At 66.8% G+C, this 26,464-nt stretch carries 19 protein-coding genes; 15 read left to right on the top strand and 4 right to left on the bottom strand.

Translation table 11 applies throughout. The annotated features are described in order from the left end of the window. The first annotated feature begins 31 nt into the window (after window positions 1-31). From ASF04_RS23970 to ASF04_RS23950, 5 genes are read left to right on the top strand one after another with little or no spacing between them, the layout of a single operon-like run. On the top strand, window positions 32-1,162 hold the full coding sequence (locus ASF04_RS23970) for an efflux RND transporter periplasmic adaptor subunit (protein WP_056147400.1): 1,131 nt from the start codon (window positions 32-34) through the stop codon (window positions 1,160-1,162). Then, a complete protein-coding gene (locus ASF04_RS23965; RefSeq protein ID WP_056147397.1) occupies window positions 1,162-4,233 on the top strand; it encodes an efflux RND transporter permease subunit in 3,072 nt (1,023 codons plus the stop codon). The genes ASF04_RS23970 and ASF04_RS23965 overlap by 1 nt, the downstream gene beginning before the upstream one ends. Continuing rightward, the gene (locus ASF04_RS23960; protein WP_056147395.1) at window positions 4,230-4,547 is read left to right on the top strand and encodes a DUF3240 family protein; all 318 of its coding nucleotides are present in this window, start codon (window positions 4,230-4,232) and stop codon (window positions 4,545-4,547) included. The genes ASF04_RS23965 and ASF04_RS23960 overlap by 4 nt, the downstream gene beginning before the upstream one ends. Beyond that, on the top strand, window positions 4,544-5,845 hold the full coding sequence (locus tag ASF04_RS23955) for a TolC family protein (protein ID WP_056147392.1): 1,302 nt from the start codon (window positions 4,544-4,546) through the stop codon (window positions 5,843-5,845). The genes ASF04_RS23960 and ASF04_RS23955 overlap by 4 nt, the downstream gene beginning before the upstream one ends. An 18-nt stretch (window positions 5,846-5,863) precedes the next feature. Beyond that, window positions 5,864-6,205 (top strand): hypothetical protein, encoded by a 342-nt coding sequence (locus tag ASF04_RS23950; protein ID WP_156368752.1) that lies wholly within the window; start codon window positions 5,864-5,866, stop codon window positions 6,203-6,205. A 69-nt stretch (window positions 6,206-6,274) separates the two neighbouring features. On the opposite strand, the gene ASF04_RS23945 is transcribed toward ASF04_RS23950, so the two are convergent. Further along, window positions 6,275-7,318 carry an alpha/beta hydrolase gene (locus ASF04_RS23945; protein WP_229205182.1) on the bottom strand — a complete coding sequence of 348 codons (1,044 nt, stop codon included), beginning with the start codon at window positions 7,316-7,318 and terminating at the stop codon, window positions 6,275-6,277. A gap of 292 nt (window positions 7,319-7,610) precedes the next feature. Between ASF04_RS23945 and ASF04_RS23940 the strand changes: the two genes are divergently transcribed. The 9 genes from ASF04_RS23940 to ASF04_RS23900 all read left to right on the top strand — a co-directional run bounded on the left by ASF04_RS23940 (window position 7,611) and on the right by ASF04_RS23900 (window position 20,407). After that, window positions 7,611-8,636, top strand: a complete 1,026-nt coding sequence (locus tag ASF04_RS23940; protein ID WP_056147385.1) for a LacI family DNA-binding transcriptional regulator — start codon at window positions 7,611-7,613, stop codon at window positions 8,634-8,636. Next, a complete protein-coding gene (locus ASF04_RS23935; protein ID WP_056147382.1) occupies window positions 8,633-9,919 on the top strand; it encodes an extracellular solute-binding protein in 1,287 nt (428 codons plus the stop codon). The genes ASF04_RS23940 and ASF04_RS23935 overlap by 4 nt, the downstream gene beginning before the upstream one ends. After that, window positions 9,916-10,995 carry a carbohydrate ABC transporter permease gene (locus ASF04_RS23930; RefSeq protein WP_056147379.1) on the top strand — a complete coding sequence of 360 codons (1,080 nt, stop codon included), beginning with the start codon at window positions 9,916-9,918 and terminating at the stop codon, window positions 10,993-10,995. Before ASF04_RS23935 ends, ASF04_RS23930 begins: the two co-directional genes overlap by 4 nt. Continuing rightward, entirely contained in the window at window positions 10,992-11,879 is an 888-nt protein-coding gene (locus ASF04_RS23925) for a carbohydrate ABC transporter permease (protein WP_164474787.1), read from the top strand. The genes ASF04_RS23930 and ASF04_RS23925 overlap by 4 nt, the downstream gene beginning before the upstream one ends. Window positions 11,880-11,893: 14 nt before the next feature. Further along, window positions 11,894-12,871: a family 43 glycosylhydrolase gene (locus ASF04_RS23920; RefSeq protein WP_056147373.1), complete on the top strand. Its 978-nt coding sequence runs from the start codon at window positions 11,894-11,896 to the stop codon at window positions 12,869-12,871. A 42-nt stretch (window positions 12,872-12,913) separates the two neighbouring features. Further along, entirely contained in the window at window positions 12,914-15,433 is a 2,520-nt protein-coding gene (locus tag ASF04_RS23915; protein ID WP_056147370.1) for a GH32 C-terminal domain-containing protein, read from the top strand. A 1-nt stretch (window position 15,434) separates the two neighbouring features. After that, complete coding sequence (locus tag ASF04_RS23910; RefSeq protein WP_056147367.1) at window positions 15,435-16,538, top strand: ABC transporter ATP-binding protein; 1,104 nt, start codon at window positions 15,435-15,437, stop codon at window positions 16,536-16,538. Continuing rightward, window positions 16,535-17,473, top strand: coding sequence for a carbohydrate kinase (locus ASF04_RS23905; RefSeq protein ID WP_056147366.1), 939 nt, complete (start codon window positions 16,535-16,537; stop codon window positions 17,471-17,473). The genes ASF04_RS23910 and ASF04_RS23905 overlap by 4 nt, the downstream gene beginning before the upstream one ends. 87 nt (window positions 17,474-17,560) lie before the next feature. Further along, window positions 17,561-20,407 carry a TonB-dependent receptor gene (locus ASF04_RS23900; RefSeq protein WP_056147363.1) on the top strand — a complete coding sequence of 949 codons (2,847 nt, stop codon included), beginning with the start codon at window positions 17,561-17,563 and terminating at the stop codon, window positions 20,405-20,407. Window positions 20,408-20,524: 117 nt separating this feature from the next. On the opposite strand, the gene ASF04_RS23895 is transcribed toward ASF04_RS23900, so the two are convergent. Continuing rightward, entirely contained in the window at window positions 20,525-20,896 is a 372-nt protein-coding gene (locus ASF04_RS23895; protein ID WP_082489015.1) for a helix-turn-helix domain-containing protein, read from the bottom strand. Here ASF04_RS23895 and ASF04_RS23890 point away from each other — a divergent pair. Then, entirely contained in the window at window positions 20,868-21,950 is a 1,083-nt protein-coding gene (locus ASF04_RS23890; protein WP_229205181.1) for an NADH-dependent flavin oxidoreductase, read from the top strand. The two genes, ASF04_RS23895 and ASF04_RS23890, sit on opposite strands and share 29 nt — an antisense overlap. A 43-nt stretch (window positions 21,951-21,993) precedes the next feature. Here ASF04_RS23890 and ASF04_RS23885 read toward each other — a convergent pair whose 3' ends face one another. After that, window positions 21,994-23,112 carry a glycoside hydrolase family 43 protein gene (locus ASF04_RS23885; RefSeq protein WP_056147360.1) on the bottom strand — a complete coding sequence of 373 codons (1,119 nt, stop codon included), beginning with the start codon at window positions 23,110-23,112 and terminating at the stop codon, window positions 21,994-21,996. 22 nt (window positions 23,113-23,134) lie between these two features. Further along, window positions 23,135-26,440, bottom strand: coding sequence for a glycoside hydrolase family 2 TIM barrel-domain containing protein (locus tag ASF04_RS23880; protein ID WP_229205180.1), 3,306 nt, complete (start codon window positions 26,438-26,440; stop codon window positions 23,135-23,137). Window positions 26,441-26,464 lie beyond the last annotated feature (24 nt).

Raw genomic sequence — 26,464 nt, 5'->3', positions numbered from 1 at the left:
CGAATCAACCATGTTCAACGCATTATTACTCATGTCCGCCGTTGCCACCGCAGTGGTGCCGGCCGCCCGGCTGGAGCAGGTGGCCATCACCGCCGCGCAGATCCAGCGCGCCGGCATCCAGACTACGCCGGCGCTGGCCCGCCTGCCTGAAGCGGGCGGCACGGACGGCGACGCCGTGGTGCTGTCCGGCACCGTGGTGCCATCGGCCACCGCGATGATCGTCAGCGGCACGGCCTGGGGCGGTATGGTACAGGAAGTGCACGTCGCCACGCTGCAGGCGGTCAAGGCTGGCGCGCCGCTGGCGACCCTGTTCAGCCAGCCCTGGATGGAACTCCAGCGCGATTACGTGGAGCTGTCGGCGCGCGCACGGCTGGCGGCCGACAAGCTGGCCCGCGACGAAAGTCTGCATGCCGACGGCATTATCGCCCGGGCGCGCCTCGACGAAAGCCGCTCGGCCGCGCAACTGGCGCAACTGGCCGTCCACCAGCACGCGCAGGCGCTGCGTTCGGGCGGCATGAGCTCAGCGGCGCTGGCGGCGCTGCCGGCCAGCCAGCGCCTGAGTCCCTTGCTGACGGTGCGCGCGCCGGCGGCCGGCACGGTAATCGAGATGCCGCTGGCGGTCGGCCAGCAGGCCGAACCCGGCGCCAGCGTGGCGAAGATCGTGCGCGACGGTCCGCTCTGGGTCGAACTGCAAGCCTCGCGCCAGCAACTGGCGGCGCTGGCGGTGGGCGACCGGTTGACCGTGGCTGAAGGGTGCCAGGTACGCATCAGCGCGATTTCTCCGCTGGTCAATGGCGTCAACCAGACCGCGCTGGTGCGCGCGGCGCAGCAAGAGCGCAACAACTGCCTCAAGCTCAACGCGTTTGTCGAGGCGCGCCTGGCGCGTGCGCGCACGCAGACCGGCGCGCTGGCGGTGCCGACCGCCGCGCTGGCGCGGCGCGGCGCGTCCAGCTACGTCTTCGTGCGCAACGCGCAGGGCTTCGAGGCGGTGCCGGTGCAACCGGGCGCCGCTGCCGGTGAGCTGGTCTGGGTGCGTGGCGCCCTCAACGATGGCGCGCCGGTGGCGATGCGCGGCGTGGCCGCCATCAAGGGCGCGTGGAGCGGTCTCGGTGAATCCGCAGCCGAGGCGCCGGTGGCACCTGCCGCCAAGGGACAGCCATAATGCTGGGCCGTCTGATTGCACTGTCGCTGGCGCAGCGGCTGCTGGTCCTGGTGCTGGCGATATTGATGGTGCTGGCCGGCGCCAGGGCGGTCGGTGAGCTGTCGATCGACGCCTTCCCCGACGTCTCCAGCACCCAGGTCAAAATCATCATGAAGGCGCCGGGCATGACGCCGGAGGAAGTGGAAACCCGCATCGTCGCGCCGATCGAACAGGAACTGCTGGGCATACCGCACCAGGCGGTGCTGCGTTCGCAATCGAAGTACGCGATTGCCGACATCACGCTCAATTTCGACGATGGCACCGATATGTACTGGGCGCGCCAGCAGGCCACCGAGCGGCTGGCGGCGGTGCTGCAGGACTTGCCGGCATCGGCCAGCGGCGGCCTGGCGCCGATCACCACGCCGCTGGGCGACGTGTTCATGTTCACCATCGACGGTCCGCTGTCGCTGATGGAAAAGCGCACGCTGCTCGAGTGGACCATCCGCCCGCAGCTGCGCAATATTCCCGGCGTGGCCGATGTCAATTCGCTGGGCGGCGAAGTACGCAGCTTCGAGGTGATTCCCGACCTGGCCGCGCTGGCGGCGCGCAAGGTGTCGCTCGACCAGCTGGAACAGGCGCTGCAGGCGAACAACCGCAGCGATGGCGCCGGCCGCCTGAACAGCGGTGAGGAATCGTTCCTGATCCGCAGCGACTCCAGCGTGCGCAACCTGGCCGACGTGGCGGCGATCGCCATCATAAGCCGCGATGGCGTGGCCGTGACGGTGGGCCAGGTGGCGCAGGTGCGCATCGGCGCGCTCACGCGCTACGGCACGGTCACGCAAAACGGTACCGGCGAGGCGGTGCAGGGCCTGGTGCTGGCCATGCGCGGCGCCAATGCGCTCGACGTGGTGGACCAGGTGCGTGCGCGGCTGGCCGACATCGGCAAAACGCTCCCCGCCGGCACCACCATCAACACCTTCTATGATCGCGGCCACCTGGTGGAGCGCGCGGTCGGCACCGTCGGCAAGGCGCTGCTCGAAGCGACCGTGCTGGTCGTGGTGCTGCTGTACATCTTCCTCGGCAATGTGCGGGCGGCGGTGGTGGTGGCGTGCATCTTGCCGCTGTCGGCGCTTGGCACCTTCCTGCTGATGCGGCAGTTTGGCCTCAGTGCCAACCTGATGTCGCTGGGCGGCCTGGCGATTGCCATCGGCATGCTGGTCGATGCGGCGGTGGTGGTGGTGGAAAACATCGAAGCACACAGCAGCAAGGCGCAGCCGGGCATGTCGTGGCTGCACGTGATCTACCGCGCGGTGCGCGAGGTGGCCGTGCCGGTCACGGCCGGCATGGTGGTGATCATGGTGGTGTTCATTCCGCTGCTGACGTTGCAGGGACTGGAAGGCAAGATGTTCGCGCCGGTGGCCATGACCATCATCTTCGCGCTGGGCGCCTCGCTGCTGCTGTCGCTGACCGTGATTCCCGTGCTGTCCTCCTTGCTGCTCAAGGCCCATCACGGCCCGGCGCCGCGTATCTTGGTGTGGATGGAAGGCGTGTACCAGGCGGTGCTCACGCGCGCACTGGGACGCGAGCGACTGGTGATGACGGCGGCCGGCGTGGCGCTGGTGGTGGCCGTGGGCCTGTTCATGGTGGTCGGCAAATCGTTCATGCCGGTACTGGAAGAGGGCGACCTGATCATGCAATCGGAGAAGCTGCCGTCGATCGGCCTGGCCGAATCGACCGACCAGGACCTGGCGATCCAGCGCCGCATCCTGCAGCAGGTGCCGGAAGTGACGCGCATCGTCGCCCGCCTCGGTACCGATGAACTGGGCCTCGACCCGATGGGCCCCAACGAAACCGATTCCTTCCTGGTCCTCAAGCCGCGCGATGAATGGCGCAGCCCCGACAAGGAAGACCTGATCGACGCCCTGCGCCAGGCCACCGCCGATTTCCCGGGCATTAATTTCAGTTTTACCCAGCCGATCGAGATGCGCACATCGGAAATGCTGTCCGGCGTACGCGGCGACCTGGCCATCAAGATCTTCGGTCCGGACACGCACCAGCTGGGCGAGCTGGCCGAAAAAATTGTCGGCGTGGTGCAGGCGCTGCGCGGCAGCGAAGACGTACTCACCGTGAAGAACGAAGGCGTGCAGTACATGCTGGTCGATATCGACCGCGTGGCTGCCGGCCGCCTCAACCTCACGGCCGAGCAGGTGCAAAACGACCTGCGCACCATGATCGAGGGCCGCACGGCCGGCATCGTCATCGACGGCGCCCAGCGCCTGCCGCTGCTGCTGCGCGGTGGCGACGACCTGCGCATGTCGCCCGAGCTGTTCCGCCAGATGCGCATCCCGCTGGCCGATGGCCACTCGGTACCATTGAGCCAGATCGCCGCGCTGCGCGCGGTCGATGGGCCGGTCAAGGTGGAACGCGAGAACGGCAGCCGGCTGGCCGTGGTGCGCGCCAACGTGCGGGGCCGCGACCTGGTCGGCTTTGTCGAGGAAGCCAAGGCTGCGGTGGCGCAGCAGGTCAAGCTGCCGGCCGGTTACCGCCTGTCGTGGGGCGGCCAGTTCGAGAACCAGCAACGGGCTGCTGCACGGCTGGCAGTGGTGGTGCCGGCGGCGCTGGCGCTGATTTTCCTGCTGCTGTTCTCTACCCTGGGCAGCGTGCGGCAGGCGGTGCTGGTGTTCGTGAACATTCCGTTCGCGCTGATCGGCGGCGTGGTGGCGCTGGCGGTGACCGGCGAATACCTGTCGGTGCCGGCCTCGGTGGGTTTCATCGCGCTGATGGGCATTGCCGTCCTCAATGGCCTGGTGATGATCACGTGCTTCAACCAGATGGTGGCGCGCGGCGTGCCGCTGGCGCAGGTGGTCACCCAGGGCGCGCTGCGGCGCCTGCGCCCGGTGATGATGACCGCCTGTATCACCGGCCTGGGCCTGGTGCCGCTGCTGCTCGCTACCGGTCCCGGCTCGGAAATCCAGAAGCCGCTGGCCATCGTCGTCATCGGCGGCCTGCTCAGCGCTACCTTGCTGACGCTGATCCTGTTGCCGTTGCTGTTCCGCCGTTTCGGCATGCCTGCCCGATTGGAAACCGAATGAAGATTTTAACCAACGATACCCTGCTGACGCTGGTCATTCCCGTCAGCCTGGAAGAAGACATCCTCGATTTTTTGCTGCTGCATCCGAAGTGGGCAGGTGGTTTTTCCATCATTGCCGCGCAGGGCATGGGGCAGGGCGCGCGGCTGCAATCGGCAATGGAGCTGGTGCAGGGCCGCAGCGCGCGCAAGCTGGTGCTGATTGCCGGCGTGTATGCCGAACTGCAACTGCTGATCGAGGCGCTGGCCGCCGAGATGCCGGCGCCCGATGTCGATTACTGGATGAGTCCCTTGCTGGCCAGCGGGAGGCTGGCATGAGAACCGTCTTGACCGGGATGGTGCTGGCCTGCGCGCTGGTGGCCGGCGCAGCCGATGCTGCCAATGTCGCCATTACCGGTCTGCTGCCCGCCCACAACGCCACCGGCGCCAACCTGCCGCTGGCCGGCGACCTGCTGTACGCGCTGCCGCCGGAGCAGGCGGTGCGCCGCACGCTGGAGTCCCTGCCGCCATTGCGGCTGGGGACCATGGAGCAGGAGCTGGCCACCGCCGAACAGGCCAGGCTCAATGCCGGTACCCACGAATGGACCGTGCGCGCGGGCGCCTCGCAGCGCCGCGTGGAGGGCGAGCGGCGTTACAGGGAACAGGAACTGGGCCTGGAGCGCGGCATCCGCTGGTTCGGCAAGGCGGACCAGGACCGCAAGATCGGCGAGAAAGGCGTGACGCTGGCGCAGGCCCAACGCGCCGACGCCTGGCACGAAGCATGCCGCACCCTGATGCAGGACTGGTACGACGCCCTGCGTGCGCTCGCCACCGTGCAGCGCCTGGCCGAGCAGCACGCGCTGGTGCAGCAGCTGCAAGCGGCCGCCGAGCTGCGCGTCAAATCTGGCGACAGTCCGGCACTGGAAGTGATGCAGACCGGGACCGAGCTGGCCCGGTCCGAAGTGCTGCTGGCGCAAGCCCGGCACGACGCCACGCAAGCGCTGGCGCTGTTATCGACCACCTACCGGCAGCTACCGCAGCCGCAACTGGACCGACTGCCGGAACCGCAACGGGACCAGGACGACACGCCAACCCGGATTGCCCGCATCACCGACGACAACCACGAACTGGAACTGGCCGAGGTGGAAGCGCAGTTCCATGCATTGAAGGCGCGCCGCGCCGCCAGCGAACGGATGCCCGATCCGGTGCTGGGCATTCGCAGCACGCGCGAACGCGACGGCCAGGAACGCACGCTGGGCGTGAGCCTGTCGATCCCGCTGGGCGGCGCTGCCCGCACTGCCGAAGGCGACGCCGCTGCCGTTCGCGCGCGCATGGCGGAAGAGCGGGTCAGCCAGGTGAAAACCCGGGTGCAGCTCGATGCCCAGCGCGCGGTAGCGGCGCAGCGTCACACGTACCAGGCCTGGACCAGCCTGCGCCAGGTGGCCCAGCAAAGCGCCCGCCAGGCGCAGTTGATGGAGCGCGCCTGGCAGGCCGGGGAAGCGAGCCTGAGCGACGCGCTGCTGAGCCGCCGCCAGGCGCTGGACACCACGCTGGCCGCGCAAACCGCCCAGATCGCGGCACTGGCCGCCGCCGCGCGCGTGCAACTCGATGCCCACGCGCTGTGGACGATCGACTGATATCGAAAGGAACTGAATATGAACAGACTACGCAGCATGGTGGCGATAGCAATAGTGGCGGCCTCGAGTGGCTGCGCCACGTACGGCCCCGCCGACCAACGGCACGGCTACATCGACAAGGTGTATGCCGAGGGCGAGCGTCCCGCAAAGCTGCCCGATTGCCTGGCGGCGCTCGATGCCGGCCAACTGGCCGGCACCCGCTTCGTGGCGGTACAGTACGGCACCATGCGGCTGCGCAAACACACGATCGCACTGGCGCCTGCCGGGATGCGTCTGGCCGAGCGGGACAAGGTTGCGTTTGTGCCGGCGGAGTGCCTGGGTGATGAGGCGCCGCGCATCATACGCCTGGCGGCTGGCTGATAACAAACGGCACCGTGGTTGCCATGCACGGCGTCCGGGATCGTCCCGGGCGCCGATGGTGCATTGCTGTTACTTTTTCGCCGCGAATGCCTTGGTCAGCGCATCGGCCGCGAATTGCTCGGCGTCCTTGGCCTTCGGCACGACGGCGCCCATGCCGAAGAACTCGTGGGTGACACCGTTGTACAGCTTGTAGGTCACGGGCACGCCGGCCTTTTGCAGGGCGTCGGCGTAGGCCTTGCCTTCGGAGAGCAACGGATCGATTTCAGCGGCAATGACGGTCGCCGACGGCAGGCCTTTGAGGTCGGCGTTCTTGAGCGGTAGCGCCATCGGGCTCTTCGGATCGGCGGCGTAGTGCTTGAAAAACCATTCCATCATCGGCTTGTTGAGCGGCTTGGCGGCGGCATTGGTCACGTAGGACGGACGCGTCATGTCGTTGTCCACCACCGGGTACACCAGCAACTGGTGTACCGGCAGCGTCGCCTTCTTGTCACGCGCCATGATCGAGACCACGGTGGCCAGGTTGCCGCCCGCGCTTTCGCCACCCACTGCCACGCGGGCCGGGTCGCCGTTGAATTCCATGGCGTGTTCCAGGGTCCAGGTGTAGGCTGCATAGGCGTCACCAGGTGCGGCCGGGAACTTGTTTTCCGGCGCGCGGTGATAGTCGGCCGACACGATGATGGCCTTGGCCATCTTGGCCAGCGCGCGTGGCGAGGCGTCGTACACCTTGGTATCGGCGATCACGAAGCCGCCGCCGTGGTAGTACACCATCACCGGGAACGGGCCTTTGCCTTCGGGCGTGTAGATATGCACGGGGAAGTCGCCGGCCGGGCCCTTGACGGTCATCTGCTTGACGGTGACGCCCGCTTCCGGCGCGGTACTCTTGCCCATGTCGGTCAATACTTTTTTGACCGCATCGGCCGGCGTCGGCTGCTTGCGTGCTTCTTGCGGCGTCAGGGTTTCGATCGGTTTGCCGCCAAGTGCGGCTAGCGCGTCGAGCACTTTTTGCATGCTGGCGTCCGCTTTTGGAGGAGTGGCCGGGGTCGCTGCAAAGGCGGCGTTGGTGCAGAGCAGGGCGCCCAAGGCTACAGCGGAAAGAGTGAAGGTGCGTGTCATTGAAAATTCCCGGTAAGTTGTCAAGCGGCGCACGGTGCGCCGATCAGAGTTCCGGATCCAGATTAACAGCGCTGCCTGGTTCGGTGTGTTCGTGTACGTACCAATTCACGTAGCGAAAACACAAAAAAGTTGAAACCGAACGCAGGCCAACTACGTAGTCGGGACAAAATTCGCAATGGTTTTTTGCGTTGACATTTTTCTCACGGCTGCTTATCATCGCTAAAAATGACAACGTTGGACATTTTCAGGTTGCAGCCGAGTCGATTCCAAAAACAGCAGCAGAGGAGACGGTGTGTCGACGATTCATGATGTCGCTGAAAAAGCGGGCGTATCCATCAAAACCGTGTCGCGGGTGCTCAACGGCGGTACCGAGGTATCGCTCAAAACCCGCACCCGCATCGAGCAGGCCATGCAGGCGCTCGAGTTTTCGCCGTCCGCCGCCGCGCGCATGCTGCGCGGGCGGCCGACCGGGCTGGTGGCCGTGATTGCCGAGAAGCTGACCACCACGCCGGATTCCACCGAGATCATCAAGGGCATCCAGCAGGTATGCGAGCAACTGGGCAAAGTCATGCTCATCGGCGAGACCGGCGGCCATCCCGACGTGGCCCGGCGCCTGGTGGCCGACATGCGCGAGCGCCGCGTGGAGGCGATCCTGTTCGCCACGCCATTCCACCGCCAGGTCACGCTGTCGGCCGCGCTGGGCGGCACCCCCACGGCCCTGGCCAACTGCTTCGAAGCCGCGCAGCACCACATGCAGGTCGTGCCCGACGATGAAGGGGGCGGATACGCCGCTGCGCAAATGGTGCTGCAGGCGGGGCACCGCAAGATCGCCTTCCTGCAGCTGATTTCAGGCATGGTGGCAACCGACCTGCGCCAGCGGGGCTTCCACCGCGCCATGCGCGAACATGGCGTCGCGCCCGATCCCGCCTGGCTGATCCATGGCGCCGAAGCGGACGACGCCAACGAGTTCGCCCACCTGTCCGGCGCGGTGGACCGCCTGTTTGCCAGCGCCGACCGGCCCACCGCCATCCTGTGCGGTAACGACAAGATGGCCATGCGCGTGATCTTCATCCTGCAACGGCGCGGCTTGCGCGTGCCGGCCGATGTCTCGATCGTCGGTTTCGACGATTTTCGCCTGATTTCCGAGGCGCTCGATCCGGGGCTCACCACCGTCGCACTGCCATACCGCGAGATCGGCGAGATCTCCGGGCGCTACGTGCTGGCGCCCGACGCCGACGCGGTGCGCACCATCAAGGTGCCGTGCGCGCCGGTCATGCGCGGCACGGTTGGCGCGCCGGCCACCCGGAGCAAGGCATGAGCCGCGTGCGCCTGACGCTCGCCGCGCTGGCAGCAGCAACAGCAATGGCGGCAGCGCCGGCACTGGCCGCGCCGGTGGACATCAAGGTATGGCGCCACGATACCGGCGACCTGGAAATGGCTGCCGGCCGCGCGGCGGTGGACCGCTTCAACCAGGCGCAATCGCGCTGGCGCGTGGTGGTCGAAGCGATACCGCAAGGCTCCTATACCGAGTCGATTACCGCCGCCTCGATGGTGGGCCAGCTGCCGTGCGTGATCGCGCTGGACCAGCCCACGGTGCCCAATTTCGCCTGGGCGGGCCACATCCGCCCGCTCGACACGCTGCTGCCCGCAACCGCCTTGAGCGGCCTGCTCGAAGGTGGACGCGGCACGTACAAGGGACACATATACAGCGTGGGCCAGCTCGACGTGGCGCTGGCGCTGTTTGCCCGGCGCTCGCAGCTGGCCGCACTGGGCGTGCGCGTGGCCTCCATCGAGCATCCGTACACGGCGGCGGAATTCCACGACATCCTGGCGCAGGCCAAACGCAGCGGCAGGTACCGGTTTCCGCTCGACGTCAACGGCCGCTTCAAGGGCGAGTGGTACAGCTATGCATTTTCGCCGTGGCTGCAAAGCGCCGGCACCGACCTGATCGACCGCAGCGGCTACGTCCGCGTCGATGGCGTGCTCAATAGCGACCAGGCCGTGGCGGTGGGCCGCTACTACGGCCGCCTGTTCAAGGAAAAGCTGGTGGAGCGCCATCCGGCCGACGACCGCGCATTCGAGCAGGGCCGGGTGCTGTTCCACTACACCGGCTCCTGGAAGGCGCGCGAGTACAGCGAGCAGTTCGGCGCCGACCTGGTGGCCATGCCGCCGCCCGATTTCGGCAACGGTCCGAAAATCGGCGCTGCATCGTGGCAGTGGGGCATTACCCGCAGCTGCCGCCAGCCCGACGGTGCGGCGGCGTTTCTCGCCCACCTGGTGTCGCCGGCGGAAATCGGCGCCGCCTCGCGCATGACCGGGCTGGTGCCGGTCACCACCGCCGGCGCCATGCTCACCGATCACTACAAGCCGGGTGGCGACTGGCGCGTGTATTTCGAGTTTGCCCAGCGCTACGCGGTAGCGCGCCCGGCAACGCCGGCGTACCCGGCCATGTCGTCATCGTTCGAAAAAGCCATGGCCGACATCCGCAGCGGCAAGGACGCGGCCGAGGCGCTGGACGAGGCGGTGGAAGCAATCGACAACAACATCGCCCGTAACAACGGCTACGGCTTCACCGTGCGCAAGGCAGGAGACGGAACATGAAAATCAAACTGGGCCAGGACCATCCGCTGGCAGTGGCGCTGTTCGCAATGCCCGCGGTACTGCTGTTCATCGTGTTCGTCGCGCTGCCGCTGCTGCTGGCGGCCGGCGCCACGTTCACCAACCACCGCCTGATGTCGCCGGAGCCTACCCGCTACGTGGGGCTGGCCAATTTCCAGCGCCTGCTCGCGCTCGACGTTGCGGTGGTCGAGCCGCTGCGCGGCGCCGATGGGCAGGTACGCACCGACGACGACGGCGTGCGCTACCCCACCTGGCGCCAGGTGCGTCAGATGCATCCCGAACTGGCAACGTATCGCGAAGCGTTTCGTCTCGACCTGCCGGCCATGCTGGGCCATGCCCGCGTGCTGCTCGCTGCCAACGATCCGCTGTTCTACCGTTCGCTGATCAATACCTTCCTGTTTGCGCTGCTGGTGCTGCCGTTGCAGTGCGGCGTGGCGCTGGGGCTGGCGATCCTGGTCAACCAGAAGATACGCGGCCGGGTGTTTTTCCGTACCGTCTATTTCGCCCCGGTGGTGACGTCAATGGTGGTGGCGTCGATCGTGTGGGCGTTCATGCTCAACACCGATCGCGGCATGCTCAACGAATTGCTGCGCGGCCTGCTGGGTAATCCCGACGCCGGCCCCGACTGGCTCGGCGACAGCCGCTACGCGCTGCCGGCGATTGCCCTGATGTCGGCCTGGCAGGGCGCCGGGTTCCAGATGCTGGTGTTCCTGGCGGGCTTGCAGTCGATTTCGCCGGAGCTGTACGAAGCCGCCAAGCTGATGGGCGCCAATTCCTGGCAGCGCTTCGTCCACGTCACCTTGCCGGGCCTGCGCAACACCATCGTATTCGTGGCGGTCTCGACGACCTTGCTGGCGTTCGGGCTGTTCACCCAGGTGGATGTGATGACCTCGGGCGGTCCGCTCGACTCGACCACCACCGTGGTGTACCACGCCGTGCGCAGCGGCTTCAAGGAACAGGATGTCGGTTACGGTTCGACCATCACCCTGGTGTTTTTTGCGATCGTGCTGGTGCTGTCGTGGATGCAGCGCACCCTGGCCGCCAAAGGAGAAAAATGATGACCACCACCTGGCGCAGCCGCCTGCGCGACGTCGCGCTGTTCCTGGCCATGAGCGCCATCGGCATCGTCTTCATCGCGCCGCTGCTGTTCATGTTTATTTCGTCGTTCAAGAGCGATAGCGCGATCTTTGCCAATCTCGATCGCTGGTCGGCCTACCTGCCGTCCGCCGACTGGTCGCTGGCCAACTACACGGCCGTTTTCGAGAAAAGCGATTTGCCGTCGTTCCTGCTCAACTCCACGCTGATCGCGGCGCTGGTTGTCGTCGGTGGTGTGCTGGTCAACAGCATGCTGGCGTTTTCGATTGCCCGCATGCGCTGGCGCGGCCGCAACCTGGTGCTGGCGCTGGTGGTGGCCATGGTGATCGTACCGTTCGAGGTGATCGCCATCCCGCTGCTGTCGCTGGTCGCGCGCCTGCCGTGGCCGGCCATCGAGCACGGCCAGCTGGTGCTGCACACGGGGTGGTTCAACAGCTTGCACGTGCAGGTGATTCCGTTCCTGGCCAACGCTTTTTGCGTGTTCCTGTTCTACCAGTTTTTCCGTGACATTCCGCCCGAGCTCGACGAAGCGGCCAAGATGGACGGCGCCGGACCGTGGACCGTGTATGCCCGCATCATCATGCCCAACAGCGGCCCGGTGATTGCCACCGCCGCCATCGTGCTGTTCATCTCGGCGTGGAACCAGTACCTGTGGCCGATCATGGTGATCCAGGGCGAAGCATTCCGCCCGGTGCAGCCCGGCATACAGCAGTTTTTTGGACGCACCAACTCGTGGGGGCAGATCATGGCCTACGCGTCGGTGATTACTTTGCCCGTGCTCGCGGTGTTCCTGGCTTTCCAGCGGCAGTTTGTCGCGTCGGTGGCGGGCGCCGGGGTCAAGGGCTAACCTTTGGAAGCAACATGACACTTCACATCAACGACAAATTCATCTGGGACTTCTGGCACTACGAGGAAGCAGGGCAGCAGCACCTGTTCTTCCTGCAGGCCGACCGCGCCATCGGCAATCCCGACCTGCGCCACTGGAATGTCTCGATCGGCCACGCCGTTTCGACCGACCTGCGCCACTGGACCCCGAAGGGCACCGTGTTCGCGCCGTCGGCCACGCCGGCCTGGGACGACTACACCACCTGGACCGGCTCGGTCATCAAGGTGGACGGCGGCTACCACCTGTTCTACACCGGCACCAGCCGCGCGGAGAACGGCATGCGCCAGCGCATCGGCCACGCGGTCGCGGCCAGCATCGACGGCCCGTGGGAGCGGGTGGGCAGCGGCCTGGCGCTCGACCTCGACGAGCGCTATTACGAAGAACACGCGGAAGGCCGCTGGCACGACCGCGCGCTGCGCGACCCGTGGGTGCTGCCGGAGAAGATCGACGGCATGTACCACATGTTCTTCACGGCCCGCCGCAACGACGGTCCGCTGTACGAGCGCGGCGTGATCGGCCACGCGGTATCACCGGACCTGGTGCAATGGCAGGCGATGCCGCCCGTGTACCAGGGCGGCCACTACGGCCAGCTTGAAGTGCCGCAGGTCTTCGAGCGGGAGGGGCGCTGGTACTGCGTGTTCTGCAACGTCGCGCCGCACTGGTCGGAAGCGATGCGCGCGCAGCACGGCGGCGGCGTGTCCGGCACCCACTACCTGGTGGCCGACCATCCGCTGGGACCATGGCAGCCGGCGCCCGGTTTCCTCGATGGCGATATGCCATGCCGCCGTTATGCCGGCAAAATCCTGCGCGATCCGGTCACCGGCGGCGACTGCCTGATGGCATTCGAAGACACCGGCGCCGATGGCCAGTTCGTGGGCCGCATCACCGACCCGATTGCACTGCGCATGGAAAATGGGTTGTACCATCTGGACGATCCTTTGGCCGCAAAATGACAACGATAGACATCGGCTTATAAAAATAATCGAGGAGACACGATGAACAAGGAAACCCCGGGGAATGGCGCCAAGGCATGCGGCCCTGGCCGGCTTGGCTGGTGGGTGCGGCTGGCTGGTTCGGGCCGGTCGGGCAAAGCGGCACGCCGGATCCGGCTGGCAGATGTGGTCCATGCTGCCGGTGCGGCCGGCGTGGCCGGACTAATCGGGCTGACATGGGCAGGATCGGCGGCACTGGCCTTGCCCGCAGCAGCGTCGGCAACGCCAGCAACTGCCGCCGCCGACCGGTCGCACGCGCCGCTGGCCCACTGGCCGCTCGACGACGGCGCCGGCCATCTGGCCGCCGAAACGGTTTCGGGACGGCGCGACCCGGTCAATTACGTCTTCAACCGCGCCCGCTTCAAGCCCGACTCGGCGCCGCTGTGGCGCCCGGCCGGCCAGTGCATCCGCGGTGGCTGCCTGCTGTTCGACGGCTATTCGACCGACATCGCGGCCCCCGGTCTGACTGCCGCGCAGCTGGCGCGCGGCTTCACGCTCAGCGCCTGGGTGGCGCCGCACGCGTTCGAGTGGGGTGACGGCGGCCACTACTCGGCTTTCCTGAGCCAGTTTGACACTAGGGCGCAACAGGGCCTGTCGTTCGGGGTGTACCGCTTCGGCACCTGGGGCCTCAAGCTCGGCTTCGGCAGCGCGGTGGTCGATGCGCGCGTCAACGACCGCAAGCTGCCACGCGACGCGTGGTCGCACGTGGCCGCCACTTATGATCCCGCCACGCGCCGCGTTGCCCTGTTTCTCAACGGCGAGCGGGTGTTGCAGGTCGCGGCGCCGGCCGATGCAGCGCTCGATTTGCCGGCCCTGCCGCTGACGGTGGGCCGCTATTCGCAGCCCGAGCAGATCGGCCGCGTCTTCAAGCTCAACACCTTTCTCGGCCTGATGGACGAAGTGCGGATCGATGCCGGTCCGGCCGACGCTGGCGCCGTTTCGCGGTCAATGGCGGCTGATTTGCAGGCGCGCCATGGCGTGGTGCCGAAACTGGCGCCGGCCGACCTGCAGATCGCCGCCGCCACGTTCGAGGGCGACCCCGACCGCCCGCGCTACCACCTGCTGCCCGACGCAGGCTGGATGAACGAGCCGCATGCACCGTTCTATTTCGGCGGCCAGTACCACCTGTTTTTCCAGAAAAATCCGTTCGGCCCGTTCTGGCACCAGATCCACTGGGGCCACTGGGTCAGCCCCGACCTGGTGCAATGGCGCGAGCTGCCGATTGCGCTCGCGCCCGAGGACGACGGCCTGGCTACCGACGGCGTCTGGTCGGGCAGCGCCACGTATGCAGCGGACGGCACGCCGGTGCTGTTCTTCACCGCCGGCAACGACGCAGTGAAACCGAACCAGCGCACGGCCATGGCCATGCCCGCCGACATCACCGATCCCGACCTGGTGCGCTGGACAAAATACCCGGCGCCGGTCACCGAGCAAACCGCAGGGCAGGGCCGCTTCGGCGAATTCCGCGATCCGTTCGTGTTCCGCGATGGCGAGCGCTGGTTCCAGCTGGTCGGTTCGGCGCTGCCGGGGCGCAGCGGCACCGCGCTGGTGTACGAATCGTCGGACTTGCGCCACTGGACCCCGCGCGGCCCGCTGTTCTCGATCGACGCCAAACAGTTTCCCGGCTTCGACGCCACCTGGGAGCTGCCGGTGCTGCTGCCGGTCGGCCAGGGCGTGGACGGACGCGAACGCCACGTGTTCCTCAACGACGTGCGCGGCCAGGCATATTACTGGACCGGCGTGTTCGATCGCGCCAGCGCCCGCTTTATCCCGGACCAGGAGGCGCCGCGCGTGTTCGACGCGGGCCAGGGCCATTTTTCCGGCCCCAGCGGATTTGTCGATCCGAAGACCGGGCGCAGCATCGTGTTCTCGATCGCCCAGGGCAAGCGGTCGCTGCAGGATGAACACGACGCCGGCTGGGCCCATAACGGCGGCCTGCCGATTGCGCTGTCGCTGGGCGCGGACGGCGGCCTGCGGGTGGCGCCGATCGCCGAACTGGCCTCGCTGCGGCGCGCACAGTTGCTCGATCTGCGCGATGTAAGTGCGGCGCAGGCAGCGGCAGCGCTGGCCGGGCTGCATGGCACGGCGCTGGAAGTCGAACTGCAACTGGCGCCTTCGCCGGCAGCGGGCAAGCGCGGGCTGGCCGTGCGCGTGGCGCCAGCCGGGGCCGAAGTCACCGAACTGTATGTCGATACCGCGCGCCACCGGCTGGAGATCGACCGCAGCCGCAGCGCCACGCCGCGCACCGCGACCGGCGCCAAAGATCCCGGCATGATCGGCAACAACGCCGGTGGCGCGCCGGTACAGGGCGGCGACTTCGTATTGGGAGGCGAGCCGCTGCGGCTGCGGCTATTCCTCGACGGTTCCATGGTCGAGGCCTACGTCAACGAGCGCCTGAGCCTGACGAGCCGCATCTATCCCGCCCGGCCCGACGCGGACGGCCTGGGCCTGCTTGCGCAAGACGGCGACCGCATCGTGTCGCTCAAGGTATGGGCGCTCGGTTTGAACCAAAAGAGGAATTGAGATGGCAGCAATCGCATTGCACAGCGTAGGCAAGACCTACCCTGGAAAAGAAGCGCAGTACATCCTGAAGGGCATCGACTTCACCATCGACGATGGCGAGTTCGTGGTGCTGGTCGGCCCGTCGGGCTGCGGCAAGTCCACGCTGCTGCGCATGATCGCCGGCCTGGAAGATATCAGTGCGGGCGAGATTCGCATCGGCGGTGAAGTCGTCAACGATGTGCCGCCCGCCAAGCGCGGCCTGTCGATGGTGTTCCAGAGCTATGCGCTGTACGCCCACATGACGGTGTTCGAGAACATCGCCTTCGGCCTGCGTCTGGCCAAGGTGCCCAAGGCCGAGATCAAGGTGGCGGTGCAGGGCGTGGCGCGGATGCTGCAGATGGAGCACCTGCTCGAACGGCGCCCGCCACAGTTGTCGGGCGGCCAGCGTCAGCGCGTGGCGATCGGCCGCGCCATCGTGCGCAAGCCGCGCGCGTTCCTGTTCGACGAACCGCTGTCCAATCTCGATGCGGCGCTGCGCGCCGACATGCGCGTGGAAATCGCCCGCCTGCACCAGCAGCTGGGCGCCACCATGGTGTACGTCACCCACGACCAGGTGGAGGCGATGACCCTGGCCGACCGCATCGTGGTGCTGGGACCGTCCGGCGTGCAGCAGATCGGCGCGCCGATGCACCTGTACGACCAGCCTGCCAATGTGTTCGTGGCCGGCTTTATCGGCAGCCCGCGCATGAACATGCTGGCCGGGCGCATCGATGCCGGCGGCCAGTTGTGGCTGGGCGCATTGCGGCTGAACTGGCGCGCCCCGGCCGGTACGGCGCCAGGCGACGTCACGGTCGGCATACGCCCCGAGCACTTGGCGGCGGAACCGCATGGCGCCATCGAAGGCAAGGTGCTGCTGGTCGAGCGCCTGGGCGCCGAGTCGTACGTGCACTTGCAGGTGGCCGGACTTGACAAGGCGTTGATGGTGGTGGTGCGCGGCGAGCCGCCCGCCACCGGCGCCGCCTGGCGCGTCGGTCCCGTGGCCGGGCGCCTGCATGTATTCAACCAGGAGGGCCGCCGCGTGGATGCGCACGTGCCCGATATCACCACAGTACCGGAGGTAGCATGATCGTCGTATGCGGAGAAGCGTTGTTCGATGTGTTTTGCGATGGCGAGACGCCGGCCGGTTACGCGCTGTCGGCGCGGATCGGCGGTTCGCCTTTCAACCTGGCCGTGGGCCTGGCGCGGCTGGACGCTCCGGCCATGTTCTTCGGCGGCCTGTCGCACGACCTGTTCGGCCGCAAGCTGGCCGCCGCCCTGGCCGCCGAGGGCGTGGATGTCACTGCGGCGCCCCGGCCGGCGGCAGCCACCGCGCTGGTGACGGTCGATGTCGATGCCGGTGGCGCGCCCACCTACACGCTGTACGGCACTGCCACTGCCGAGCGCCAGGTTGTTCCGGCCGACCTGGCGCGCGTGCCGCGCGACGCCGTGGCGATACACGTGGGCTCGTACTGCCTGGCCGTCGAGCCGGTGGCGTCCACCCTGCTGGCGCTGGTGCGGCGCCAGCATGGCCGCAGCCTGATCGCCTTCGATCCCAACGTGCGGCTGACCATACAGCCGGACCGCAACGTGTGGACCGCTGCCATCGCCGCCATGCTGCCGCTGACCGACCTGCTCAAGATCAGCGACGAAGATATCGGCCTGGTCTATCCGGGCACCACGCCCGAGCAGTTCATCGCCACGGCGCTGGACGCGGGCGTGGCGCTGGTGGTGGTCACGCGCGGTGCGCACGGCGTGCTGGCAGCCACCCGCGCGGCCGGCACGCACGCCTTGCCGGCGCATCGCGTGGAGGTGGTCGATACGGTGGGGGCGGGCGACACCTTCCAGGCGGCGCTGCTCGCCCACCTGGCCCGTCAGCAACTGCTCACGCGCGCCGCGCTGGCGGCGCTGGAACCGGCGCAACTGCTGGCCGCACTGCGCTTTGCCGGCCGCGCGGCGGCAATCACCTGCGCGCGGCGTGGCGCCGACATGCCCACCCTGCAGGAGGTGCCGCCCTTGGACTAACCATTTTTACCCCGCGATGACAACGATGGACATAATAAATTGCATGGCGGCTGTGCGCCGCCCGATAATCATAACAGGAGATGCAGCATGACTTACTCGATCACTCATTACCTCACCCGTTCGGCAGCCCTGGCGATTTGCCTGGCGCCCGCGCTGGTGTACGCCCAACAGCAACAGCAGGCCGCCCAGCCGGTTCCTGCCCCCGCCACCACGACGCCTGCGGATTCCGCTACCGATCCGGCCGCCGTGGTCATCGTCACCGGCGTGACCCAAAGCACCACCAAGAAAAATGCGACGTTCTCGATCAACACGCTGAGCGGCGAAGAAATCCAGCGACTGGCGCCAATGAGCACGGCCGACATGCTGGCCAACTTCCCCGGCATTTATTCCGAGGGCGGCAGTGCGGGGGAGGCCAGCAACAACATCACCGTGCGCGGCTTGCCCGTAACCGGCGGCTACCGCTTCGCGCCGCAGCTGGTGGACGGCTTGCCCGCCTATGAAGAACCGGAAGCGCCGTTCATGAACAACGACGTCTTCATCCGCGACGACCTGATGACCGAGAGCGTGGAGCTGGTCAAGGGCGGTCCCGGCGGCATCCTGTATTCGAACGGTCTCGGCGCCACCGTCAACCACGTCACGCGCACCGGCGGCGACCGCCTGGCGGGCGGCTACAAGGTGGAGTACGCCGACTACGGCTTCCTGCGCCAGGACGCCTTTATTTCCGGGCCGCTGGCGCCGAACCTGACCGGTGCAGTCGGCGGCTTCTACCGCCGCAGCGACGGCGTGCGCGACACCGGCTATACCGCCGATCGCGGTGGCCAGGTACGTGGCAACCTGGTCTATACCAGCGACGACCGCAAGACCACCGCGCGCGCGGACGTACTGGTGATCAATGACCGCACGGCGTTCTACCAGAACCTGCCGATCTCGGTGCCACGCTTTGCCAACCCCGGCACGCCGGCCAATCCCACCGCCATCAGCCAGGGCAGCATCGAGCCGCTGGGCATCGACTTTGCCCACGGCACCACGGCCTCCCAGTACAACCGGCGCTTCAACATGATCGGCGAGTATGGCAGCCGCACCGTGGACCAGGCTGACGGCATCCACCCGAATTTCAAGATGTTCACGCTCGGTGGTTCGCACGAGTTTGCCAACGGCTGGAAAGTTTCCAGCGGGCTGCGCCACACCACCGGCAGCAACGGCTTCAATGCCGTGTTCACCGGCAACGACACGGCCACCTCGACCAACTTCCTCAATGCCCGCTACCAGAACGACGTGATCTCGCCCGCGCATGGCGCCGCGCTCGGCTGCAATCTCACCAATGTCAAGCTGGTGGGTTTTTTCAACGTCCCGGCCAGCAATGCCTGCGCGTCGTTCGCCAACATCAGCCGCGAGGATTTCATCAAGCGCTATGCGAAAGCGAGCGGCGTGGCGGGGCGCTACCTGAACGACGGCTCGCCGGTGCCAGCCTCGGCCAACCTGAACTTCATGATTCCGTTCATCGCCGATACCGAGGCGCGTAGCACTTCGCTGGACCTGAAAACCCAGAAATCGTTCAATCTCCAGGGTACCCACGACCTGACCTTCGGCGTGTACAAAAGCCGCTACGACTACGCGCCCAACTTCCAGCAGGCGCTGCTGGTCAGCGACGTGTCCAACCAGTCGCGCCTGGTCGATCTGATTGCCGTCGATGCGCAAGGCAACCAGGTGGGGCCGAGCCTGACCCAGGGCGGCGCCATTTTGCCCGGCTGGGGTGGCTTCGTGAGCAAGATACGTGGTGACGGCAATGCCGCGTACCTGCTCGACCACTGGGAAACCATGGGCAACAAGCTCAAGATGGACGTGGGCGTGCGCTGGCAAAACCTCAAGGCCGACGTGGCGCGGCGCGACCGCAACGTCATCACCGACCTGACGCCCGCCGGCGTGGTGCCCGGCTCGGTCCAGGATACGACTGCCGACAACGAGGTGAGCCTGCCGGGCGAAGCGCGCAAGCTCAAGGAAAAATACCACGGCTTCGGCTGGTCGATCGGCGGCAACTACAGCTTTAGCAAGGCGCTGGCGGTGTATGGCCTGGCGTCCGATTCGTTCCGTCTGCCCAGCCTGCAGGACCTGAATGACCTCAGCACCGCCAACCTCACGGTGGTCAACGGCCAGCCGGTGAGGGTGAGCGCGGTCGAGCATATCCGCCAGTACGAAATCGGCCTGCGCTATCTGACCCGTGGCTTCGGCGCGTCGGTGGCCACCTTCTACAACAACTTCTCGCCGCGCAGCTCGATCAATGTCTATCGGGACATCAATTCGTCCGCGTGCGGCACGCAAGGTGGCGTCACGCAGATCAACTCCTGCCCGGAGGTCGCGCAGCTGTACGAGCGCGGCGTGCAGAATATCGGCGCGGAAGTCGAGCTGAGCTGGCGTCCGGCCGCCGTGGCGGGCCTGGAACTGAAGGGCAACGTGGTCATGCAAAACCCCAAGGTGAACGGCGCCAACTACACCATTACGCAAGAGGACAAGGACCCGCAGGGCATCATCACGGGCTACCACTACGTGCAGGTGAGCGAAGACGGCCGCCGGCCGCGCCGCCTGCCCAAGGTGATGGTCAACCTGATGCCGTCGTTCGACCTCAAGCCGCTGACCGATATCCCGCTGAGCCTGTACGGCCAGTACCAGTACTACGGCAACCGTTTTTCGGAAGCCACCGACAGCAACGTCACGCTGTACCCGTCGTACCACATCATCAACGCCGGGGCGCAGTACCAGTTGTCGGAGCGCTGGAGCGCGCATTTGCACGTGGCTAACCTGACCAACCAGCTGTCGTTTACCGAGGGCGATCCCCTGTTCAACGACCTGCTGTCGCCCGATGGTTCGCGCAACCGTGGTGTGGCGCGCCCTCTGTTCGGCCGGACCATGCGTTTCAGCCTGACGTATATGTTCTAGGCAATCGGAAGCGGTGGCTGGTGACCGCTGCGGCCCGACAGGCGTAATGCATTCCTGTCGGGGTCACGACATCGGTGGCATCGCGCCGGTGCCTGCCAGTGACGCAAACCAATCGGTTCAGGATGAATTGCGCTGATCGAAATCGCTGCGGGCGGTTTCGACCAGCGGCAACATGTCCAGCGTCCACGCATGCAGCTGCCGCAAGGGCTCCTGCAGCGTGCGGCCCAGCGCGGTGATCTCGTAGCGCACCGCCAGCGGTGACGCGATCACGTGCCGCGACACCAGGCCATTGCGCTCGAGGCGGCGCAGGCACTGCGTCAGCGCTTTCTGGGTCACACCCTCGAGCCTGCGCATGATGGCATTGAAACGATGGGGGCGGTCGTCGAGCACGGCGAGCACCATCATCGACCATTTATCGGCAATCTTGCTGCGCCCGTTCGACCTGATCCCTGGCATCACCGTGCGCAATCGCGTCACGATGTCGCCCATGACCACGTGGTCCGGCTCCGACGATTTTCAGATCACCGAAGAAGAGGAGGCCTATTACCGGCTGCGCGTCAAAGGTGTCGGCCTGGTGATCACCGGCTGCGCCCAGGTCACCGCCAACGGCATCGGCTTCACGCACGAGTTTTCCGCTGCGGACGACAGCTTCGTGCCGAGCCTCAAGTGCCTGGCCGACGCCGCCAGGAGCGGTGGCGCACCGGCGATCCTGCAACTTTTTCACGCGGGTAACAAGGCGCTGCCCCACCTGATTCCCGGCGGCGATGTCGTCAGTTCCAGCGCGGTGTTGACCGCAGCCACGCCGTTCCAGGCGCCGCTGACGCCGCGCGCCCTGTCCGCCGACGAGGTGGAGGAACTGGTTGCGGCCTTCGGCGCCGCCGCACGGCGCGGCATCGAGGCCGGCTTCGATGGCATCGAAATCCATGGCGCCCACGGCTTCCTGTTGCAAAACTTTCTGTCGCCTGCAACCAATCTACGCACCGATGCGTGGGGCGGTTCCCTGGAGCACCGCATGAGGTTCCCGTTGGCCGTTGTTGCCGAGGTCAAGCGCGTGATTGCCGAACATGCCGACCGGCCGTTCGCGCTTGGTGTACGGCTCTCGCCGGAAGAACCCGGCGAGCACGGTTACCGCATCGACCAGACCTTGACGTTTATCGACCGCTTGCTGGAACTGGGCGTCGACTACCTGCACGCCTCGCTGGCCAACCTGTTGGGCGACCGACCCATCGACGACCCCGACGGCCAGACTATCGTGCGCCGCATCGTCGAGCGCGTGGCCGGGCGGGTACCGGTGATTGCCGCCGGCGGCATCCTGACGCCTGCCGACGCCAGCGAGGCGCTGGACGCCGGGTTGTCGCTGGTGGCGATCGGTCGCGGGTTGATCATCAACCCGGACTGGGTAAGCCGGTTGCAGCAGGGGCAGCCGTTGGAGTTCGAAATCGATCCGGCCCAAGTGGGGGCGCTGGCGATCCCGCCCAAGCTGTGGGGCATCATCGAGGGCTTCAAGGGCTGGATACCGGTGCGGCAGCAGGCAGGCGCCTGATTGCTTTGCCACGCGGGCAGGGCGCCGGTTCCGTAGCGGTATCCTAGTTCGCCGCCGGGCAAGCCATCTGCGGCGCCCGCTCCGCCACCCCCATCAAATGGTCGCCATCGAGATCCACGCGCTGGTTCACTATCTCGATGCGCCCACCGGCGTCGCGCACTTCGTAGAGCTTGCCGCGTGCGTTCTTGAACGGCCGGTGCACGACCAGCATGCGCTTGCCGTCGAAGGTATCGAACAGCAAGCCGTGACCGGAATCGCGCTTGAGGATCGGCGGCAGCTGGATCCACGGGCCGCGCACGTCGCCGGACGCCGAGCGGGCGACCGACTGCACGTAGCCGTTCTTGTCGTAACTCGACCACAGCATCAGCAGGCTGCCGTCGGTTGATGGATACAGCTGCGGGCCGTCGGTGACGTACACGGGCGCCTTGGCGGGTTTGCCGTCGGGGTCCACCGGTTTCTGGCCGTTGCTCCAGTCGGCCTCGGACGCCTTGAACAGCAGCACCGGTGCGCCGGCGGGCTTCAGGGCGCTGGTCAATGGTATCGCTTCGATGGTGCCGTCGGCAGTTTGCACCCATTCATGCGCATAGACATACCACGGCTTGCCGGCGCGGTCGATGTGCAGCGTGCCGTCGAGAGTCATCAGGTCGCTGGGGACGACCGGCTCGCCTTTATTGAGCGGGACGAACGGGCCGCGCGGGCTGTCGGCCACCGCCATGATGGTGCCGCGCCGGAAGGCTTTCCAGCCCGATGCCGACGGCTTATCGAGGGTGAGCTTCTCGTTGTACATCGTGGTGAGCAGGTAGTACTTGCCTTGCCAGGCATGGACTTCGGGCGCCCAGGCGCCATCGTTGGCCCAGCCGCCTTGCGGCAGCCGGAACACCACGGTGGGCTTGCGCCAGTGTTTCAGGTCGGTACTGGTGTATGCCATGACGCCGACGCCGCATTCGCCGGACATGCCAGGTACATTCGACGTGTACAGGTAATAGGTGCGGCTGGCCTGGTCGGCCACGATAAACGGATCGTGCAGGTGCATGGCGGGCAGTTGCAGCGGGGCTTCGGCCTGCGGCGCGGACTGGCTGGTTGCTGGCGGTTGCTGTGCCTGCGCCATTGCCGGGATGGCGCAACACAGCAGGATGGCGGACAGGATTGTCAGGCGGTGCATAATGGCCTTTCGTGGGAATGGATTAATCGAAGCGCAAGGTCAGGCTGCCCTGGTAGGCGCCGTTGGCGACGGGCCAGGCGGCCGAGGGACCCAGTGCTTCGGTGGGCGTGAATTTTTCGCCGATGGCGGGAATGGCGTGCAACCAGGACAGGTCGCCGGCGGGGAATTCCACCGTCGTGTTGGCGTGAGAAATGCGCGGCGTGCCCACGCGCAGGTAGCTGGCGGCTGCGTTGTTGTGACTGTTGCTGCTCACCCGCAGCGTGCCGGTGGTCGTGTCGAAGCGCGCCCAGCGCACGTCGGCAAAAAATCCCTGCGATTCGGGGTAGCGGAAGCTCTCGCCCGGTTGCTGGTCGAACTGCGCCACCTCGTGCACCCCGAGCCAGGTGCCTTGCAGGCGGTTTTTCCACACGCGATACGGTCCCTCGCCGAGCCAGCGCATCCCGCGCAGCGCGGTCTCCGGGTGGTCGAAAGTGATGCCGTGGTACTGCACCATGCCGTCGAGACGATAGCCATAATCGAGCCGCAGGTCGCCGTTGGCCGCCATGGTCCAGCGCAGGCGGTCGAGGCCGCTGCTGTGGCTGGCTTCGATCCAGGCCACCGGCTTGCCGCCGTCATCGATGCCGGTGCCGCTGCGCACGCTGGCCGGATCCGGTGAATTGGTGGCAGCGGCCAGGGCAGGAAAACGCTGCACCGCGTGGCCGAGGCGCACGCTGTTCAAGGCGATCGGCTGGCCATGCTGGCCGGTGGCGCTGGTGATGCGCACCGCCAGCACGGGTTGCGGCGGGAAACGATAGTCGTTGCCATCCGATTTGCGCCGGGTGGCGTCGAACAGGGTCTTCCAGTTGACGCCGTCGGCGCTGATGTCGAGCTTGAAGCGGGCGTAGGCGGTGGTCTTGTCGAAAGCGGGAATCACTTCGATCACGCTGGCTGTCTGCGGCGCGGCCAGGCGGTGCATGGTGGCGCCGGCTTGCCTGCCGGTGCTGCCAGCGGTGCTGTCGTGTGCGTGAGCGGTCAGCGGCAGCCATGCGACCTCGGTCTCCGGTGCCGGCCGCGGATGGGCATAGGCCAGGCGCGGGCCGTTGGTCAGGGCCGACACGCGGCTGCCGTGCTGCAGCGTGCGCAGTTGGCCGGTGGTGGCGTCGAACGTAGCGCTGACCGGACCAGCGGCCAGGCGCAGGGTAGCTCCCTCTGTGGCCACCGTTGGCGTGGACGCGGCGGATGCAGCGCTGGTCGCGGCAGCAGTACCGGAGGAAGCGGCCATCGGCGCAGTGCTCGTCGCCGAATCGGCGGGGGCGCTTGCAAGCGGCGGCTGGTGCAGGAGGGCGGTGCGCGCCAGGCGTGCCGACAAATTGCTGGCCGGATACGTCCACGTCCAGATGTGCTGCCCATCCGCGCCGGTCGCGGTCACCGCGATCGCATCGGCATCGAGTTTGCGCCACCCGGCCGGCAGGCGCAGATCGAGCTTGCCATCGCTGCGCGCGGCCACGCCGCTGGCGTTGCCTGTGCCCTTGGCCAGTATGTGCGCTGCCGTGGAAGCCGCATCCGGTGCGGCAAAGCGCAGCAGTTGCCAGTCGAAGCGCACCTGGTCCAGGCTGGCGAAGTCGTAGCGGTTGTGCACCGGCAGCGTGCCGTCGAAGCCGGTATCGAACGTCGCCGCCCCCAGTTTGACCGGCGACCAGATATCCTTCACCGCATAGTAGCTGCCTTCCTTTTCATGGTGCGGGCCGACGATGCCGTCCGGGCCGTAAGTCCCGTAGGGATCGACGCGGTTGCCCAGGTCGGTGCGGACCACGCCTTCGTCCACCAGCGCCCAGATCACGCCGCCCACGCCCATCGGCGAGGTCATCATCGCATCCCAGTAGTCTTGCAGGCTGGCGCCGCCGCCACCGTCGTACAGCGCGTGCATGAATTCGGTGGGCATGAACAGGTTGGGGCCGCGCAGCCGCTCGGTGACCAGGTGCCGGTTAGGATAATGCTTGGTATCGAGCCCGTTGAAAATGGCCCACGGATGGATCACCGGGCGCTGCTGCGGATCGTGCTTGCCAAACTCCGCGTCGAGATCGGTATTGAAACCGCCTTCGTTGCCATTGGCCCAGAACAGGATGCTGGGATGGTTGACGTCGCGCGGCACCATTTCCGCCACCAGTTGGCGGCCGATGGCGGTGCCGTGCGCGGCCTGCCAGCCCGACAGCTCGTCGATCACGTACAGACCCAGCTCATCGGCCGCTTCGAGAAAGGCCGGATCGGGCGGGTAGTGCGACATGCGCGCCGTGTTCATGTTCATCGACTTGATCAGGCGCGCGTCGGCGTAGTTGTCGTCGCGGTCGAGCGCGCGGCCTGTCTCGGGCCGGAAGCTGTGGCGGTTGACGCCCTTGATGATGATCTTGCTGCCGTTCAGGTACAGGCCGTCGCCCTGGCGCACTTCGAAGGTACGGAAGCCGAAGCGCGTGCTCTGGGTGTGGAGCGCCTTGCCGTTCTGGCGCAAGGTGAGGCGCAGCGTGTACAGGTGGGGCGTTTCGGCCGTCCACAGGCGCGGCGCGGGCAGGCTGCCGCGCACGGTGACCAGTGCGGGATCGGCAGCGGAAGCGGCCAGCCCCGCGCGGAACACCGGCCCGACCGCCTTGCCGGCCGCATCGACTACCTGGGCTTCCACGCTGGCGCCCGGCGCCGGCTGCGACAGGCGTACGCGCGCGGCCAGCGTGCCGTCGGCCCGCGCATCGATGGCGACGCCGGCAATCGCCTGCGCCGGTGCTGCCTCCAGCCATACCGGACGGAAGATGCCGCCAAATACCCAGTAGTCGCCGCCACGCTCGGCTTTTTCGCTGGCCGCGTTAGACGCCACCTTGTTGACGTCCACTTCCAGCACATTGTCGGCGCCGGCGGACAGCTTGACCAGTTGCGTGATGTCGTAGCCGAAGCGGTAGAAACCTCCGATATGAGACGGACCGGCCGGCATGCCGTTCACGCGCACCGTCGCTTCCGTCATCACGCCTTCGAACACCAGCCGGATGGTGCGCCCGCGCCAGGCCGGCGGCACGGCAAACTTCACGCGGTACTGGCCCTGCTCGTTGTGGCGCTTGGCGCCTTCGCCGTAGTCGTAGCCGCCAAAGCCTTGCAGCTCCCAGTTCGATGGCACCGGTATCGTGCTCCACGCGCCCGCGCGCCTGCCATCGGAGACCTTGAATTCCCATGGCACCGCCGTCTTCGGTCCTTGCCCCGACAGGTAGCGCTGCTCGGTGACGGGAACGGCTGACCGCGCTGCGGGCGCAGCGCTGGCCAGCAAGGCCAGTATCAGCAAGCGGACGAACAATGTGCCAACTGGGTGCATGGCGGGCCTCCGTCTGGAAACCGA

It is taken from the genome of Duganella sp. Leaf61, from assembly GCF_001421905.1.
Lineage (GTDB): Bacteria > Pseudomonadota > Gammaproteobacteria > Burkholderiales > Burkholderiaceae_D > Rugamonas > Rugamonas zoogloeoides.
This window is presented reverse-complemented; position numbering and strand designations above follow the sequence as displayed.